13 protein-coding genes are annotated in these 16,099 nt (G+C 74.0%); 6 read left to right on the top strand and 7 right to left on the bottom strand.

Going from position 1 to position 16,099, the window contains the following annotated elements; all coding sequences use genetic code 11:
• Positions 1-27: 27 nt before the first annotated feature.
• The 4 genes from ACH54P_RS03235 to ACH54P_RS03220 form a co-directional block, all read right to left on the bottom strand.
• Positions 28-1,086, bottom strand: a complete 1,059-nt coding sequence (locus ACH54P_RS03235; protein WP_489910814.1) for an Lrp/AsnC family transcriptional regulator — start codon at positions 1,084-1,086, stop codon at positions 28-30.
• 33 nt (positions 1,087-1,119) lie between these two features.
• Positions 1,120-1,884 carry a hypothetical protein gene (locus ACH54P_RS03230; protein ID WP_489910813.1) on the bottom strand — a complete coding sequence of 255 codons (765 nt, stop codon included), beginning with the start codon at positions 1,882-1,884 and terminating at the stop codon, positions 1,120-1,122.
• Positions 1,881-2,468 (bottom strand): papain-like cysteine protease family protein, encoded by a 588-nt coding sequence (locus tag ACH54P_RS03225; RefSeq protein WP_489910812.1) that lies wholly within the window; start codon positions 2,466-2,468, stop codon positions 1,881-1,883. The genes ACH54P_RS03230 and ACH54P_RS03225 overlap by 4 nt, the downstream gene beginning before the upstream one ends.
• Positions 2,469-2,938: 470 nt before the next feature.
• Positions 2,939-3,535 carry a DUF6801 domain-containing protein gene (locus ACH54P_RS03220; RefSeq protein ID WP_489910811.1) on the bottom strand — a complete coding sequence of 199 codons (597 nt, stop codon included), beginning with the start codon at positions 3,533-3,535 and terminating at the stop codon, positions 2,939-2,941.
• Between the two features lie 292 nt (positions 3,536-3,827).
• On the opposite strand from ACH54P_RS03220, the gene ACH54P_RS03215 reads away from it, so the two are divergent.
• Positions 3,828-4,343, top strand: coding sequence for a hypothetical protein (locus tag ACH54P_RS03215; RefSeq protein ID WP_489910810.1), 516 nt, complete (start codon positions 3,828-3,830; stop codon positions 4,341-4,343).
• 228 nt (positions 4,344-4,571) lie between these two features.
• On the opposite strand, the gene ACH54P_RS03210 is transcribed toward ACH54P_RS03215, so the two are convergent.
• Positions 4,572-7,355, bottom strand: a complete 2,784-nt coding sequence (locus tag ACH54P_RS03210; RefSeq protein WP_489910809.1) for an AfsR/SARP family transcriptional regulator — start codon at positions 7,353-7,355, stop codon at positions 4,572-4,574.
• A 302-nt stretch (positions 7,356-7,657) separates the two neighbouring features.
• Here ACH54P_RS03210 and ACH54P_RS03205 point away from each other — a divergent pair, with 302 nt between their 5' ends.
• The 4 genes from ACH54P_RS03205 to ACH54P_RS03190 all read left to right on the top strand — a co-directional run bounded on the left by ACH54P_RS03205 (position 7,658) and on the right by ACH54P_RS03190 (position 11,777).
• Positions 7,658-8,359 (top strand): S1 family peptidase, encoded by a 702-nt coding sequence (locus ACH54P_RS03205; RefSeq protein ID WP_489910808.1) that lies wholly within the window; start codon positions 7,658-7,660, stop codon positions 8,357-8,359.
• 466 nt (positions 8,360-8,825) lie between these two features.
• Entirely contained in the window at positions 8,826-10,079 is a 1,254-nt protein-coding gene (locus ACH54P_RS03200) for a permease (RefSeq protein ID WP_489910807.1), read from the top strand.
• Between the two features lie 38 nt (positions 10,080-10,117).
• Positions 10,118-10,687 (top strand): TetR/AcrR family transcriptional regulator, encoded by a 570-nt coding sequence (locus tag ACH54P_RS03195; protein WP_489910806.1) that lies wholly within the window; start codon positions 10,118-10,120, stop codon positions 10,685-10,687.
• A 76-nt stretch (positions 10,688-10,763) separates the two neighbouring features.
• Complete coding sequence (locus tag ACH54P_RS03190; protein WP_489910805.1) at positions 10,764-11,777, top strand: medium chain dehydrogenase/reductase family protein; 1,014 nt, start codon at positions 10,764-10,766, stop codon at positions 11,775-11,777.
• A gap of 47 nt (positions 11,778-11,824) precedes the next feature.
• On the opposite strand, the gene argG is transcribed toward ACH54P_RS03190, so the two are convergent.
• The gene (argG, locus tag ACH54P_RS03185) at positions 11,825-13,279 is read right to left on the bottom strand and encodes an argininosuccinate synthase (RefSeq protein ID WP_489910804.1); all 1,455 of its coding nucleotides are present in this window, start codon (positions 13,277-13,279) and stop codon (positions 11,825-11,827) included.
• A gap of 91 nt (positions 13,280-13,370) precedes the next feature.
• Between argG and ACH54P_RS03180 the strand changes: the two genes are divergently transcribed.
• The gene (locus tag ACH54P_RS03180) at positions 13,371-14,249 is read left to right on the top strand and encodes an aminoglycoside phosphotransferase family protein (protein ID WP_489910803.1); all 879 of its coding nucleotides are present in this window, start codon (positions 13,371-13,373) and stop codon (positions 14,247-14,249) included.
• A 144-nt stretch (positions 14,250-14,393) separates the two neighbouring features.
• Here the strand turns inward: ACH54P_RS03180 and glpD are convergent, their stop codons facing one another.
• Complete coding sequence (glpD, locus tag ACH54P_RS03175; RefSeq protein ID WP_489910802.1) at positions 14,394-16,097, bottom strand: glycerol-3-phosphate dehydrogenase; 1,704 nt, start codon at positions 16,095-16,097, stop codon at positions 14,394-14,396.
• Between the last annotated feature and the right edge of the window lie 2 nt (positions 16,098-16,099).

Here is a 16,099-nt window from a genome sequence, read left to right as displayed (position 1 = left end):
CCGACCCTACGCGGCGCCCGGAGGGGCTCAGCGCGCCGGGATGATCGCCTGGTGGGTGCCGCCGAGGCCGTGCGGGCTGAGCAGCCGGCCCATCCGCTTCGGCATCCGCAGGGTGATCGCGCGGTCGAGGATGCGCGCGCCGGGCGCCGCGCCCGCCAGCCGCGTCTCGTAGCCCGTGCAGTCGGCCGGCACCCGCAGCCACGCCGACACGACGAGGTTGCCCTCCCCCACGACCGCCGCCGAGAGCCGGGTCTCCGGCAGCTGCGCGATCGCCGTGCCGGCGCGCTCGAGGTCGCCGGGGGCGACGTCGACGCGGTAGCCCGCGATCACCGGCCAGCCCGCCGGGACGTGCGCGAGGTCGCAGCGGAAGTCCAGCTCGTGGTTGCGCAGCATCCGCGCCAGCGTGCGGCGCACCGCCGACTCGCTCATCCGGCAGTCGCGGGCCAGCTCGGCGTAGCTGCGCCTGCCGTCCTCGCCGAGGGACTCGACCAGCGCGCGCAGGTCCCGGTCGTTCCACTGCTGCGGGACGACCAGCCGGGCCTGCACCGCCGTCTCGTCGAGCGCCGCCCGCTGTTCCGGGCCCAGCGCGTTCACCAGCCACCCGCTGCCCTCCCGGTAGACGCGGGTCGCGACGGCGAAGCGGACTTCGCGCACTCCGGGCAGGGCGCCGACGCGGCCGGTGACCAGGGCGTCCAGCGCGTCGAGGTCACGGGCGGCCAGGCCGAGGAACAGCGGGAACCGGCTGGTCGTGCGTTCGACGCTGAACACCGACGGCCAGCCGCACAGCTCGCGGGTCAGGGCGCCGAGGGCGTCCGGGCGGCAGGCCAGGTCGACGTAGCCGACCGTGGTTGTCGGCGCGGTCGAATACGCGGTGAGCCAGGCCAGCCCGGCGGCCTGCAGCCGGTCCCAGCGGCGGGCCGCCGTCGTCGCGTCGGTGCCGACGGCGGCGGCGATCCGCGTCCACGGCGCCCGCGGGTCGCGCTGCAGGGCTTCCACCAGCGCGAGGTCCGAGGCGCTCAGGCCCGGTCGCGCCGGTTCCGGCTGCGCACCGGCGGAAACGGGCATGGCGTATTGTGGCCTGGTCATGATCACCTGCCAAGGGCCGCCGGGCCCGCGGTCCTACCGGCGTCGCAGCCGCGGCACCGCGACCGCGCCCGCCACCAGGACCAGGACGCCGCCGGCCACGAACGGCAGGACCGGCACGTCCGCCGGGTCCGCGGCCGGGACGGCGCGCTCCCGGCCGCCGTAGCCGCCGCCCGCGCCGCCGCGGTCGTAGGCCGAGCCCGGCAGTTTGTCCGCGTACCGCTCGTGCAGCGCGGCGCGGTAGTCCTGCAGGGCCAGCTTCGTGCCCGGGGCCAGGCCGGTGACCGAGCCGTCCAGGACCGTCACGGAGTCGCCGTGCACCGCGTACCAGGCGTTGACCTGCGGCTCGTGCAGCAGGTACCCGCCGGCGGCGGTCTGCGCGTACCGGCGTTCGCAGTCGCCGGACGCGACGTTCACGACGGCCCAGGCCGCACCCTGCCGCTCGGCCCAGACGGTGGCCGCCGTGCCGTCCCCGGTCCGGGCCGGCACCGCGACGTAGGCGAGCGCGGCCGGGACGTCCGACGTCCCGGCGACGAACCCCGCCGTCGGCTCGTAGACCGCGACCTGGGTGCGCGGGTCGGCCGCGGCACCGGGCGCCGCGGCCGCGTGCGCGCCGGGGAACTTCGTCGAGGCCAGCCGGCCGAGCGTCGCCGTCCCGCCGGTGAGCTGCCCGATCGCGGCGGTGTCGGCCGCGGTCGGGACGCCGTCGGGGCCGGTGGCCGCGCCCGCTGCGCCCGCCGTGGTGAGCATCGCGGCGCCGGCCAGCACGGCCGCGCCCAGCACCTTCTTCAGCATGCTCATCCCTCGATCCCGTAGAGCGTGTGGGTCCACTGGAACTGGCTGTTCGAGCGGTAGGTGTCGTAGTTCATCGAGTTGTAGCGGCTGTTGTTCGGCCACGGGTCGCCGTATTCGACGCGCGTGGCGCCGCCGGAGTTGTCGTAGCCGTAGAGCACGTGCATGTGACCGCCACCGGAGCGCCAGCCGATGCGGGTGCCGATCGGCCGTCCTCCGTCGACCTGGTTCCTGATGCCGGTGAAGGAAAGGACCTGCCCGCCGGAGTTGTACGAGCCGATGTTGGAGAACCCGAGGTAGCGGAACACGCGTTGCTGGTCGCTGAGGTATCCCTGGTTGTTCGCGCAGTCGCTGCCCGACTCGTTGTGCGCGATCTGGCAGAACCGGGTCTGGGTCAGGGAATGGCCCCAGTAGTCGGCGATCGTGTTGCCGCTGGCGTCCCAGCACCACTGGTCCTTTTGCTGGGCCTGCATGGTGATGCCGAGCTCGGTGCGCGCGACGGCCGCGGCGGCCGGTGCCTGCAACGCGACGGCGGCGGCCGTGACGGCCGAAAGCGTCGCTAGTCCACGAAGGACTTTCGAAGTGGTTTTCACGAAGTGACCCTCCAGCCGGGGTGACGCATCGACGTGGTGGCACGGAATACTCCGCGCACCACTGTTTCCCCGGTACCTACTAAGGGAGGATCACGTTGGGAGGAAACGGTTTCCGGCGGATCCCGGCATTCGCTGGGTGCCGGATTCCGGCATCGCCTCACGGCCGCCGGACGGATTCCGGCGGCCGGTTCCGGAGACCGGTTCCCGCGGCCCGTTCCGGCGGCTGGTTCCGACGGCCTGTTCCGGCGGCCGGTTCCCGCGGCCGGTTCCCGCGGCCCGTTCCCGCGGCCCGTTCCCGCGGCCCGTTCCCGCGGCCCGTTCCCGCGGCCCGTTCCGGCGGCCCGTTCCCGCGACCCGTCCCGCGGCCGGTTCCCGCGACCCGTCCCGCGGCCGGTTCCCGCGGCCCGTTCCCGCGGCCCGTTCCCGCGGCCGGTTCCGGCGGGGAGGCGCGGGCCTCCCCGCCGGAAGCGTCAGCCGACCGTCGTCGTGCCGAGGGTGGCGTCCTGGTCCGGCGGGTCGAGCGCCAGCGCGACGTCGAACTCGCCGAGGCTGCTGTCGGTGATCACGTGCGTGGTCGCCGCGGCGTCGACGCTGCTGGTCGCCTCGCCGGCCGGGGTGCCGGCCGGGACGGTGAAGTCGACCTGGCCCTGCGCGGTGAACTTCAGCGTGCCTTCGGCGGGCACCGGCGTCTCCGGGATCGGCAGCTCGACCGGGATGGCCACCGACTGGCCGCCGATCGCGACGTTCACCTGCGACTTGATGGTGCCCGAAAGCTTCGTGGCGCCGACGAGGCGCAGGCCGTCCCCGGCCGCCTGGCCGGCGTCGACGTCGAGGCTGAACGGCACCGAGACCGGCGAGCCGGCGGTGGCGGTCGCGGGGATGTCGGCCTTGACCACGACGGTCACCGTCTGGTCGCCGATGAGCGGGAAGCCGCCCCGGTAGGTGAGCGTTTTCTCGGCCGCCGCGGCCGGTCCCGCGGAAACGACCGCCACCGCGCCCGCCAGCAGCGCGGCCACGCCCATTCCCAGGAATCGACGGCCTGTTTTCCGCACGAGGGTTTCCGTCATATCAAGTCCTTTCGTCGTTGAACGCCCTTGCGGATAGTAGGTGGAAACTTCCCAACCGGACAACGCGCGGGAGTTCCGTTTTCCCGGCGGGCCGGAATTTGTCACGCGCCTTTCGGTCGGGCGCGCGGGAATTGTCATTCACCCTTTCGGGACGTGACAGTTTCCGGCGCGCGGGCACTCATCCGCGTCAGCACCGCGAGAGCGGCGGTGTAGTGGCGGTGTAGGGGCCGCGCGCAAGGTCGTTCCCGTCGACGCCGGGGCACCGAGTCCCGGTCCACTGAGGGAGACACCCATGCGTACCAGGACCATCTGCCAGGCGGCCGCGCTCTCGGCCGCCCTGCTCTTCGGCGGCGCGAGCGTCGCTTCGGCCGCCACCGCCCCGCCGTCGGAGGTGTACTCGGAGGTCACCGCCGCCGACATCGCCGACCCGGGCGCGGTCATCACCGACTCGGCCACCGACCTGGCCGCCGCGCGGACCGCCAGCCAGGCGATCGCGTGGTTCTCCAGCCGCAACGGCAGCACCGCCTACCAGGGCTACTGCGAGAGGGCCGTCCGGCTGGCGTGGGACCGCGTCACGCACCACGCGAGCGCGATCGAGCACTGGCGCTCCTCCGACGGCGCCCGCCACACCACCGGCACCCCGCCGCGCGGCGCGTTCGTGTTCTGGAACATCTCGGCCTACGGCCACGTCGGCATCGCGGACGGCAGCGGCGGCGTCTGGGCGACGAGCGTCAACGGCGCGATCGGCCACGCCCGCCAGGGTTACTTCAGCAACTACCTCGGCTGGAAGCCGGGCAACAGCAACTGACCGGGCCAGGCCGCCGGCGCGTTCCCCCGCCCGGCGGCCGGCCGTGGCCTGATGCCCCTCGCAATCACGCGAGTTCCGCCCCCGATCACGCGAGCCCCGTCCCCAATCAATCACGCGGAACCCGCGGAACAAGGCCAGCACCCCCGGATCGAGGCACGCGCCAGGCGGCGAGGAAACAGACAGGGCGAGATCGCCAGGGGCCGTCCGAGCGAACTCCCCGGAAGCCCCTCAAGCCCGAGCCGCGGCGGAGGGGCTCCGGCGCCGTTGGACCTGCTCCAGCAACGCCAGTCCCGTCGTCTCGCCCTGGTGGTTGCCCGTCTCGCGGAACACCCTCAACGCCCGGTCGCACACCCCGCGCGCCTGCACCGGCTCGCCCGCCGCCAGCAGCGTCTGGCCGATGCCCAGCAGGGCGTACGCACTGCACCGTTCGTCGTCGAGTTCCTCGAGGATGTTCAGCGCCAGCCGCAGGCACGTCAACGACTCCGGCAGCCGGCCGGCGTCTCGGTGCAGGGTGCCGAGTTCGGTGAGGACCTTCGCCTCGCGGTGCGGGTCCTCGATCTCCCGCGCCAGGTCGCGCGCCCGGCGCAGCCAGGTCTCCGCCTCGGCGAACTCGCCCAGCAACGCGTACGTCGAGCCGATCGAGTTGCGCATCTGGGCGACGCCGCTGCGGTCGTCCGCCCGCTCCAGCCCCGCCAGCGCCCGGCGGTAGAAGCCGAGCGCGTCCCGGGGGCGGTCGCGGACGCGGGCCACCGTGCCGAGGCCCGCCACCGCCAGTGCCTCGCCGCGGACGTCGCCCAGTTCGGCGAACAACTCCGCCGAACGCTCCATGTCCCGCACCGCCGCCGCGTATTCGTCGTGGTAGAGCCGGACCTGGCCGAGCCCGCGGCGCAGCACCGCCGCGCCCGCGCGGTTGCCGGCCGCCTCGGCCGCGGCGAGCGCGGTCAGGTGGCTGCGCCGCCAGTCGTCGTAGGCGCCGCGCAGGTCGTAGAACGGGACGGCGGCGGCGGTCAGCTGCCAGGCGAGCTCGTCGAGACCCGCGTCGGCCGCGAGCTGGACCGCGGCCGCCAGGAGCTTGCGTTCGGCGGTGAACCAGCCGAGCGGGTCGGCCACCAGCCGCTCCGGCACGGGCGGGGAACCGAGCGGAGGCCCGGTCATCGCGCCGAACGCGGGCGGCAGGCCCGCCGCGGCGGCCTTCGCCAGCGCCAGCAGCACCGACAGCACGCGCGCCAACGTCTCCCGCCGCGCCGGCAGCGGCTCCTGGGCGAGCAGCTCGGCCGCGTAGCAGCGCAGCAGGTCGTGCAGCCGGTACCGCGGGTGCCCGCTGGAATCCTGCCCCACGAGGGAAACCAGGTTCGCGTCGACGAGCACGTCGAGCACTTCGTGCGTGCCGGCGCGGTCCAGCAGCGCGTCGACGACCCAGCTCGGGAAGTCCTGCGCGCCCAGCACGGCCGAGCGGCCGAACGCCGTCCGCGCGGACGGCGGCAGCTGGCGCAGGCTCAGCTCGAAACTGGGCCGGACGCCGAGATCGCCGACGCGCAGCTCGCTCAGCCGGCTCGACTCGTCGGCCAGCCGGTCGTGCAGGGTGCGCAGGCTCCACGCCTGCCGCCCGGCCAGCCGCGCCCCGGCGATCCGGATCGCCAGCGGCAGGTAACCGCAGCAGCGCACGATCGCCGCCGCCGCGGCCGGCTCGCCGACGACCCGGTCCGTGCCCGCGACCCCGGCGAGCAGCTGCGAAGCCTCGTGTTCGCCGAACACGGTCAGCTCGACGTGCTTCGCGCCCGCCAGCTCGGGCAGCCGCCCGCGGGCCGTCACCAGCACGGCGCACCCGGCGTCGGCGGGCAACAGCGGGCGGACCTGCGCGGCGGTCGCGGTGTCGTCCAGCACCAGCAGCACCCGGCGCCCGGCCAGCCGCGAGCGGAACAACGCCGCCCGCTGGCCGAGCCCGGCCGGGACGGTGTTTCCGGTGACACCCAAGGCGTGCAGGAAGTCGGCGAGCACCTCGGCGGGGTCGCGCGGCGCGCCCGTGCCGGCGAGGTCCACGTAGAGCTGGCCGTCCGGGAACCGGCCGGCGAGGCGGTGGGCGACGTGCATGGCGAGCGCTGTCTTGCCGGTGCCGGGCGCGCCGGTCAGCACGACCGGCGCCGGCCCCGCGTCCAGCGCCGTTTCCAGCTCCCGGACGTACTCCTCGCGGCCGGTGAAGTCCGGGAGGTCCGCCGGGAGCTGCCGCAGCGGCGACGGGCGGTCCGCGGCCGCGGCCGGCCCGGGCAGCGGCTCGCCGGCGAGGATCGCGGCCTGCAGCGCCCGCAGTTCCGGTCCCGGTTCGACGCCGAGCTCGGTGACCAGGCGCTCCCGGGCCGTCGTGTACGCCTGGAGCGCCTCGGCCCGGCGGCCCGCGCCGGCGAGGGCGAGCAGGTACTGCTGCCAGAGCCGTTCCCGGTACGGGTGTTCCGCCAGCAGCACGGTGAGCTCGGCGATCGCCGGGTCGTGCCGGCCGAGCCGCACCTGCAGCGCCAGCCGTTCCTCGACGGCGGCCAGCCGGTTCTCGACGAGCCGGCCGAGTTCGGCGTCCCAGGCGGGCGCGGTGGGCAGGTCCTCCAGGGGGTCACCGCGCCACAGCGCTTCCGCCTCGGCGAGCAGCTTCAGCGCCGTCTCGGGCGATCCGTCCTTGGCCTCGCGCGCGGCGTCGCCGACGAGCCGGGCGAACCGGTGCGCGTCGACACCGCCGGGGTCGACGGCCAGCGAGTAGCCCGGACCCTGGGTGCGCAGTTCCGCGCCTTCCGGCAGCAGCCGGCGCAGGCGCCACACGTACGTCTGCAGGTTCGCGGTGGCGGACGTCGGCGGTTCGCTCGGCCAGATCGTGTCGACCAGCTGCCCGGGCGCGACCGTCCGGTTCGCGTTGAGCAGCAGGTGCGCCAGCAGGACCCGCTGTTTCGCCCCGCCCAGCGGCAGCGGCCGGCCGGCGACCGTCACGGTCAGCGGTCCGAGCAGGTGAAACCGCACTTCAGGCGCCATCGCGTGCCCCCTGTTCCCGTGGCCGCCCCCAGGCGGAACCGAGCAGCCGGACTGTAGCCGGACGCCCGGGCGACCCGTGGGGAAATCGCCCACATCCGGGACACCGGGATCATCGATGTCACTCGTTTGCCGGGACGCCGTCCGGGGCACGCTCCGCCGGACGGCTCACGACGAAAGTCGGGCATTTCCTTGACCGACCATCGGCGGGTTCCGGACATTCACCCACAACGGTGACGGTAGGTGCGTCCTTCACCACTCGTCACCGCGAGACCCCGGGTCCGCGGATGGAGGTTGATCCCCCAGTGCGTATCGCGCGAACCGGCGTAGTCGTCTCCGGCGTTCTCCTGTCGGCGCTGGCGGCCGCGGCGCCGACCCTGGCCGCCGAGCCGGCCATCATCGACGGCGGCAACGCCGGCTCGCTCCACTCCGCGGCCCGGATGTTCGCCGGCGGCCAGGAGATCTGCTCGGCGACGCTCGTCGCGCCCGACTGGATCCTCACCGCCCGCCACTGCACGCGGGGCGCCGACGGCCGGCCGATCAGCTTCCACGTCGGCGACCTCGACCAGACCAAGGGCACCACCGTCAACGCCACCTCGGTGCACGAGGCGCCGGACGCGGACATCGCGCTGGTGCGGATCGACCAGCAGGTGCCGACCGAGTACGCGCCGCTGGGCAGCGAGGGCGACGTCAAGGTCGGCGACCAGGCACAGGTCTACGGCTGGGGCGCGACCTGCACCGACAAGCCGGAGATCGAGTGCCAGTCGCAGCTGCTCAAGGTGGCGACGGTGAACGTCACCTCGACCGACTGCCCCGACGGCGCGGCCGGGGTGTCGGTGTGCGCCCACCGCGGCGACGGCATCACCGCGGGCGGCGACTCCGGCGGCCCCATGTACGCCCACGGCAAGCAGGTCGGCGTCGCCTCCACCAGCGACCGCCAGTCCTACACCGCCTACATCAACATCACGAAGTACCGCGACTGGATCTCGACGACCGCGGGGGTCTGACCCGCGCGACCGGGCCGCTGCGCCACGCGCGGGACAGCGCCACCGGCGCCACCGCAGGGCAACGCCACCGGGCCCACGGCGCCCACCGCGCCACCGCGGGGCAGCGCCACTGCGGCACCCGCCCACCGCGCTCCCGCGGGACAGCGCCACCGCGGGGCAGCGCCACTGCGGCACCCGCCCACCGCGCTCCCGCGGGACAGCGCCACCGCGGGGCAGCGCCACTGCGGCACCCGCCCACCGCGCTCCCGCGGGACAGCGCCACCGCGGGGCAGCGCCACTGCGGCACCCGCCCACCGCGCTCCCGCGGGACAGCGCCACCGCGGGGCAGCGCCACTGCGGCACCCGCCCACCGCGCTCCCGCGGGACAGCGCCACCGCGGGGCAGCGCCACTGCGGCACCCGCGTCACCGCGCCAATGCGCCCACCGCCCCCGCCGTGCCACCGCGACCACCGCGCCACCACCCGCCGTGCCACCGCCCACCGCGCCCGCCGCGTCCACTGTGGACGTGGCGGGCGCGCTCGCCTGGCAGGCGCGCGGCGGCGCGGGTAGCGTCCCGTGGGCGATACGGGAGGAGACGGCCGTGGCCGCGATCGGCGAGGCACTGGCGCTGGCCGGGTCGATGACCTGGGAGATCCTCTGGGCCCTGATCCTCGGTTTCCTGCTGTCGGCGGTCGTGCAGGCGGTCGTCCGCAAGTCCACGATCGTGCGGCTGCTGGGCGACGACCGGCCGCGCACCCTCGCCGTCGCCTCCCTGCTGGGCGCGGCGTCGTCGTCCTGCTCCTACGCCGCGGTCGCGCTGGCCCGGTCGTTGTTCCGCCGGGGCGCGCACTTCACCGCCGCCATGGCGTTCGAGATCGGCTCCACGAACCTGGTCGTCGAGCTGGGGATCATCCTCGCGCTGCTGATGGGCTGGCAGTTCACGGCCGCGGAGTTCGTCGGCGGCCCGATCATGATCGTGCTGCTCGCGGTGCTGTTCCGCCTCTTCGTCCGCCGGCGGCTGCTGGAGAAGGCCCGGGAGCAGGCCGAAAAGGGACTCGCGGGTTCGATGGAGGGCCACGCGGCGATGGACATGTCCGTCCAGGGGCCGGGCACCTTCCGGCAGCGGCTGTTCTCCGCGGACGGCCTCACCGCGGTGGCGCACGTGTTCGTCATGGAGTGGGCGGCGATCCTGCGCGACCTGGTGATCGGGCTGCTCATCGCCGGCGCGGTCGGCGCGTGGGTCCCCGAATCGTGGTGGCGGGCGCTGTTCTTCACCGAGCACCCTGTCGCGTCGGCGGTCTGGGGGCCGATCATCGGGCCGGTCGTGGCGGTCCTGGCCTTCGTGTGCTCGATCGGCAACGTGCCGCTGGCCGCGGTGCTGTGGAACGGCGGCATCAGCTTCGGCGGCGTCGTCTCCTTCATCTTCGCCGACCTGCTGATCCTGCCGATCCTGAACATCTACCGGAAGTACTACGGCACCCGGATGACGCTGGTACTGCTGGGCACGTTCTACGCCTCGATGGTCGGCGCCGGGTACGTCGTCGAGCTGCTCTTCGGCGTCACGGGCCTGATCCCGGAGGGGCGCTCGGCGACGGTGATGCGGGAAGGCCTCTCCTGGAACTACACGACGTGGCTGAACATCGCGTTCCTCGCGCTCGCGGCGGCGCTGGTCGTGCGGTTCACCCGCACGGGCGGGATCGGCATGCTGCGGATGATGGGCGGCTCCCCCGAACCCGGCTGAGTTGCCCTCCCGGCAAGAGTGAGTGTACAGTCACTCACATGACGAAGCGCGGCGCCACCCTCTCCACCTCCGACGCCCGGCGGGACGTCGTCGTCGACGCGGCCATCGCCGAGTTCGCGCGGGGCGGGTACCACAGCACGCCGATCAGCACCGTCGCCGCGCGGGCCGACATCTCCCCGGCCTACGTCTTCAAGTTGTTCCCCAGCAAGGTTTCCCTGTTCGTCGCCGCACTCGACCGGTGCTACGAACTGGTCGTGCGCGCCCTGGCGAACGGCGCCGCCCGCGCCGGGGACGCCGGGCCCGCCGCGATCCTGCACGAAATGGGCGGCGCCTACGCGGAGCTGATCGCCGACCGGAACCTCCTGATGCTCCAGGTGCACGCCCAGTCCGCCACGGACACCCCCGAGATCGCCGACGCCGTGCGCCGCGGGCTGGCCAAGGTGACCGAGTTCGCCCGGTCGCGCTCCGGCGCCGAAGACGACGCGGTGCAGCGGTTCGTCGCGTACGGCCAGCTCTGCCACCTGATCGTCACCCTCGACCTCGACGAGCACACCGGCGAGTGGGCCGGCGTCCTCGCCGCCGGCATCCGCCACCCCGGCAAGAACTGAACCGGCCCCGCGCGCCGGGGCCTTTTTCACGCCCATCGAGTGATTGACCAATCACTCACAACCGAAGGGAAGTCCCATGACCACCACCGCCGTCGAAATCGTCCTGCCCGGCCTCGTCGAGCCGGACGGCCTGCGGGTGACCGAGCGCGAGCTGCCGCCGCCCGCCGCCGGTCAGGCCCTCGTCCGCGTCGAGGCGAGCGGGATCTCGTTCGCCGAGCAGCAGATGCGCCGCGGGAAGTACTACGACCAGCCGCCGTTCCCGTTCGTCCCCGGGTACGACGTCGTCGGCACGGTGCTCGAAGCCGGTGACCCGGCCCTGGCCGGCCGCCGCGTGGCCGCCCTGACCAAGGTCGGCGGCTGGAGCAGCCACCTCGTGCTCGACACCGCCGACCTGGTCCCGGTGCCCGCCGGGCTCGACGCCGCCGAGGCGGAGACGTTCGTGGTCAACGGGATCACGGCGTGGCAGCTGCTGCACCGGACCGCCCGGGTCCGCGCCGGGGGCACGATCCTGGTGCACGGTGCGAGCGGCGGTGTCGGCACGACGCTGGTGCAGCTCGCCCGCGCGGCCGGGATCCGCGTGATCGGCACGGCCTCGGCGCGCAACGCCGGCGTCGTCACGGCGCTCGGCGCGACCGCCCTCGACTACCGCGGCGACGTGCCGGCCCGGGTGCGCGAGCTGGCGCCCGGCGGCGTCGACGCGGTGTTCGACCACGTCGGCGGCCCCGGCATCGCCGACTCGTTCCGGCTGCTCGCGCCGGGCGGGACGCTGGTCGCCTACGGCAGCGCGTCGACCAAGGACGACCCGGGCAACTCGCGGCTGCCGGTGCTGAAGCTGTTCGCGCGGCTGTGGTGGTGGAACGCGCTGCCGAACCGCCGCCGCGCGCACTTCTACAACGTGTGGGGCGGCAAGCGGAACCTCCCCCGGTTCCGCGCCCGCCTCGCCGAGGACCTCGGCGCCGTCTTCGCCCTGGCCGTGAAAGGGGACCTGAAGGCGCAGGTGGCCGCCCGGATCCCGCTCACCGAAGCCGCGAAAGCCCTGGCCCTGGCCGAAACGGGGACGGTCACCGGCAAGGTCGTGCTCGTGCCCTGACCGCGCCGGAGGCCACCGCGGCGGACGTGGTGGCCTCCGGACCGCGGTCAGTCCGTGCCGAACTCCATCGCGGCGCTGTCGAGCAGGGCGTCGTTGCCCGCCTTGCCGCGCGAGGCGATGACCTCCGCGCCACCTTCGGGCATCGCGCCGATCAGGCCGGTCGAGGCCGCCTGGGCGGCGCCGATCAGCTTCGGGTGGGTGTGCGAGGTGCTGCCGACCATGCCGAGGCTCGCGTACTGCTCGAGCTTGGCCCGCGAGTCCGCGATGTCGAGGTTCCGCATGGTCAGCTGGCCGATCCGGTCGACCGGGCCGAACGCCGAGTCCTCGGTCCGCTCCATCGACAGCTTGTCCGGGTGGTAGCTGAACGCCGGGCCGGTGGTGTCCAGGATGGAGTAGTCCTCGCCGCGGCGCAGGCGCAGGGTCACCTCGCCGGTGATCGCGGTGCCGACCCAGCGCTGCAGCGACTCGCGCAGCATCATGGCCTGCGGGTCGAGCCAGCGGCCTTCGTACATCAGGCGGCCGAGCTGCCGCCCGTGGTTGTGGTAGCTGGCGAGGGTGTCCTCGTTGTGGATCGCGTTGACCAGCCGCTCGTAGGCCGCGTGCAGCAGCGCCATGCCCGGCGCCTCGTAGATGCCGCGGCTCTTGGCCTCGATGATCCGGTTCTCGATCTGGTCGGACATGCCGAGCCCGTGCCGGCCCCCGATGGCGTTGGCCTCCAGCACGAGGTCGACGGCGGTGGCGAACTCCTTGCCGTTGATCGTCACCGGCCGGCCCTGCTCGAAGCCGATGGTGACGTCTTCGGCGGCGATCTCGACCTCGGGGTCCCAGAACGCCACACCCATGATCGGCTTGACGATCTCGAGGCCGGTGTCGAGGTGCTCCAGCGACTTGGCCTCGTGGGTGGCGCCCCAGATGTTCGCGTCGGTGGAGTAGGCCTTCTCGGTGCTGTCCCGGTAGGGCAGGTCGTGCGCCAGCAGCCACTCCGACATCTCCTTGCGGCCGCCGAGCTCGGTCACGAAGTCGGCGTCGAGCCACGGCTTGTAGATCCGCAGGGAGGGGTTGGCCAGCAGGCCGTAGCGGTAGAACCGCTCGATGTCGTTGCCCTTGAAGGTGGAGCCGTCGCCCCAGATCTGGACGTCGTCCTCGAGCATCGCGCGCACCAGCAGCGTGCCGGTGACCGCGCGGCCGAGCGGGGTGGTGTTGAAGTAGCTGCGGCCGCCGGAGCGGATGTGGAAGGCGCCGCAGGTCAGCGCGGCGAGCCCCTCCTCCACCAGCGCTTCCCGGCAGTCGACCAGCCGCGCGATCTCCGCGCCGTACGCCGTGGCCCGGCCGGGCACCGACGCGATGTCGGGCTCGTCGTACTGGCCGATGTCGGCGGTGTAGGTGCAGGGGACCGCGCCTTTGTCGCGCATCCACGCGACCGCTACGGAAGTGTCGAGGCCACCGGAGAAGGCGATACCGACACGCTCGCCGACGGGCAGGGAAGTGAGCACCTTGGACATGCGAATGATTATGCACGGCTATGCATCGTCGTGCAATCCGGGGTGCCCGGGCTCACCGTAATGGCTTTGACGCGGGTGGTTCGGTGAGTCCATGGGCCGGATGCACGCCGACGAACACGTCATCGACCCCGCGCTCGTCGGGCGGCTGGTGCGCGGGCGGTTCCCGCGGTGGGCGGACCTGCCGATCACTCCCCTGGCCTCCGGCGGCACGGTCAACGCGGTGTTCCGCCTCGGGGCCGAGCTGACGGTCCGGCTCCCCCGCACCGCGGGCGGCGCCTCCGCCATCGCGAAGGAGCACCGGGTCCTCACCGCGATCGGCAGGCTCCCGGTGGCGGTCCCCGTCGTCGCCGGGGTGGGCGAACCCGCCGAGGGCTATCCGTGGCCGTGGGCGGTGCACCGCTGGCTCGACGGCGCACCGGCGGTCGAAGGCGCCCCGGCACCGGCCCGGGACCTGGCGGAGTTCGTGCTCGCGCTCCGGGCGAACCCGGCGGACGGTCCCCCGGCCTACCGCGGGGAGCCGCTGTCCGCTGTGGACGAGGCCACCCGCCGGGCGATCGAGTCGCTGAGCCGCACCGGCGAGCCGTTCGACCCCGAGGCGGCCCTCGCGGTGTGGACCGAGGCGCTGAACGCTCCACAGTGGACCGGGCGGCCGTGCTGGCTGCACGCCGACCTGATGCCGAGCAACCTCCTGCTGCGCGAAGGCCGCCTGAGTGGGGTCCTCGACTGGGCCACGGCGGGCCTCGGCGACCCGGCGTGCGACCTGATCCCGGCGTGGAACCTGCTGTCCGCGGCCACGCGCCCGCTCTTCCGCGACGCCGTGGGCGCCGACGAGGCGACCTGGGCGCGCGGCCGCGGCTGGGCGCTGTCGATGGCGGTGATCCAGCTGCCGTACTACCGCACGACCAACCCGGTCATCTCGGCCAACGCCCGGTACGTGCTCACGGAGCTGGGCTGCCGCCCGAAGGGGTGAATCGGCCCTTCGAAGGACTGGCCGGGCGCCGAGGCCGCCCCGGTCGCGGTGTGGCAGCGGCCAGCACGGTGTGCGGGCGGGCCGGTCCTTCGACGGTCGTGGGCGTGGCGGCCGCGAACACCGCCACGCCCCCCGCCGGATCGCTCAGCCCGGAAGCAGCGCCGGCGCCGCGAGGCGGGTGGCGTTCGCCGCCGCGTCGTCCGGGGCCTCCTGGGCGGAGCGCTCCGCCTCGACCCGCGCCAGGTAGTTCGCGACCTCGCGCTCCCGCTTGTGCTCGTCCCAGCCCAGCAGCGGGGCCACCAGCTCGGCGACCACCGGCGCCGCCGTCACGCCGCGGTCGCGTTCCTCGATGGAGATCCGCGTCCGCCGGGTGAGGATGTCCTCCAGGTGCAGCGCGCCTTCGTGCGAAACCGCGTAGACGGCCTCCGCGCGGAGGTACTCCGACGTGTCCGTGATCGGTTCCCCGAGCGAAGGCCGCTCCTCGATCAGGTCCAGGAGGTTCCAGATCCGCGTGCCGTACCGCTGGAGGAGGTGCTCGACGCGGGGCAGCGGCAGCCCCGTCCGGGACGCGAGCCCGGCGCGGTCGGCCCACAGCGCGTGGTAGCCGTCGGCGCCGGCGATCGGCAGCCGGTCGGTCCACGACGGCGGGGCGGGGCGGCCGAGCTCCTCGACGACGACGTCGACCGTGTCCGCGGCCATCACCCGGTACGTCGTGTACTTGCCGCCGGCCACGATGACCAGGCCCGGCACCGGGTGCGCGACCGCGTGCTCCCGCGACAGCTTCGTCGTCGCGGCCGCCTTCGCCGCGAGCAGCGGCCGGAGCCCGGCGTACACGCCCTCGATGTCGTCGTGCGTCACCGGGGTGCGCAGGACGGCGTTGAGGTGCTCCAGCACGTAGTCGACGTCCGCGCGGCTCGCCGCCGGGTGCTCGCGGTCGAGGTCCCACTCCGTGTCGGTCGTGCCGACGATCCAGTGCCGGCCCCACGGGATCACGAAGAGCACGCTCTTCTCGGTCCGCAGGATCAGCCCCGTGTCGAGGTCGATCTTCTCCCGCGGCACCACCAGGTGGATGCCCTTCGACGCGCGCACGGTGAACGGCGCCGGAATCCCGGCCGCCGCCGCCATGTCGTCGCTCCACACGCCGGTGGCGGCCACGACCGTCCGCGCGCGGACCTCGAACTCGACCCCGCTCTCCCGGTCGACCACCTTCGCGCCGACCACCCGCTCGCCGTCGCGAAGCAGCGAAGTGACGCGCGTTCGCGTCAGGACCGTGGCGCCCTGCTCGGCGGCCGTCCGCGCGATCGTCATCGTGTGGCGGGCGTCGTCGACCTGGGCGTCGTAGTACTGGATGGCGCCGATCAGCGCGTCGTCCGCGAGGGCCGGGGCGACCTTGGCCGCGCCGCGCTTGGACAGGTGCCGGTGCCGCGGCAGCGCGCGGGCGCCGCCGAGCGTGTCGTACAGCGTGACGCCGGCGCCGATGTAGCCGCGCTCCCACACCCGGTGCTGCAGCGGGACCAGGAACTTCACCGGCCGCACCAGGTGCGGGGCCAGCTTCTGCAGCAGCAGGCCCCGCTCCTTGAGGGCTTCGCGGACCAGCTTGAAGTCCAGCTGCTCCAGGTAGCGCAGCCCGCCGTGGATCAGCTTGGACGACCGGCTCGACGTCCCGGCGGCGAAGTCGCGGGCCTCGACCAGCGCGACGGACAGCCCGCGCGACGCGGCGTCGAGCGCGACGCCGGCGCCGGTCACTCCCCCGCCGACGACCAGCACGTCGACCTCTTCGCGGACCAGCCTGCGCAGTGCTTCCGCGCGGTACTGCGGGGAAAGCGGGGTCACGGTGTTCCTCCTCATGG

The sequence above is a fragment of the Amycolatopsis sp. N2S4-7 genome, assembly GCF_058119595.1.
This window is presented reverse-complemented; position numbering and strand designations above follow the sequence as displayed.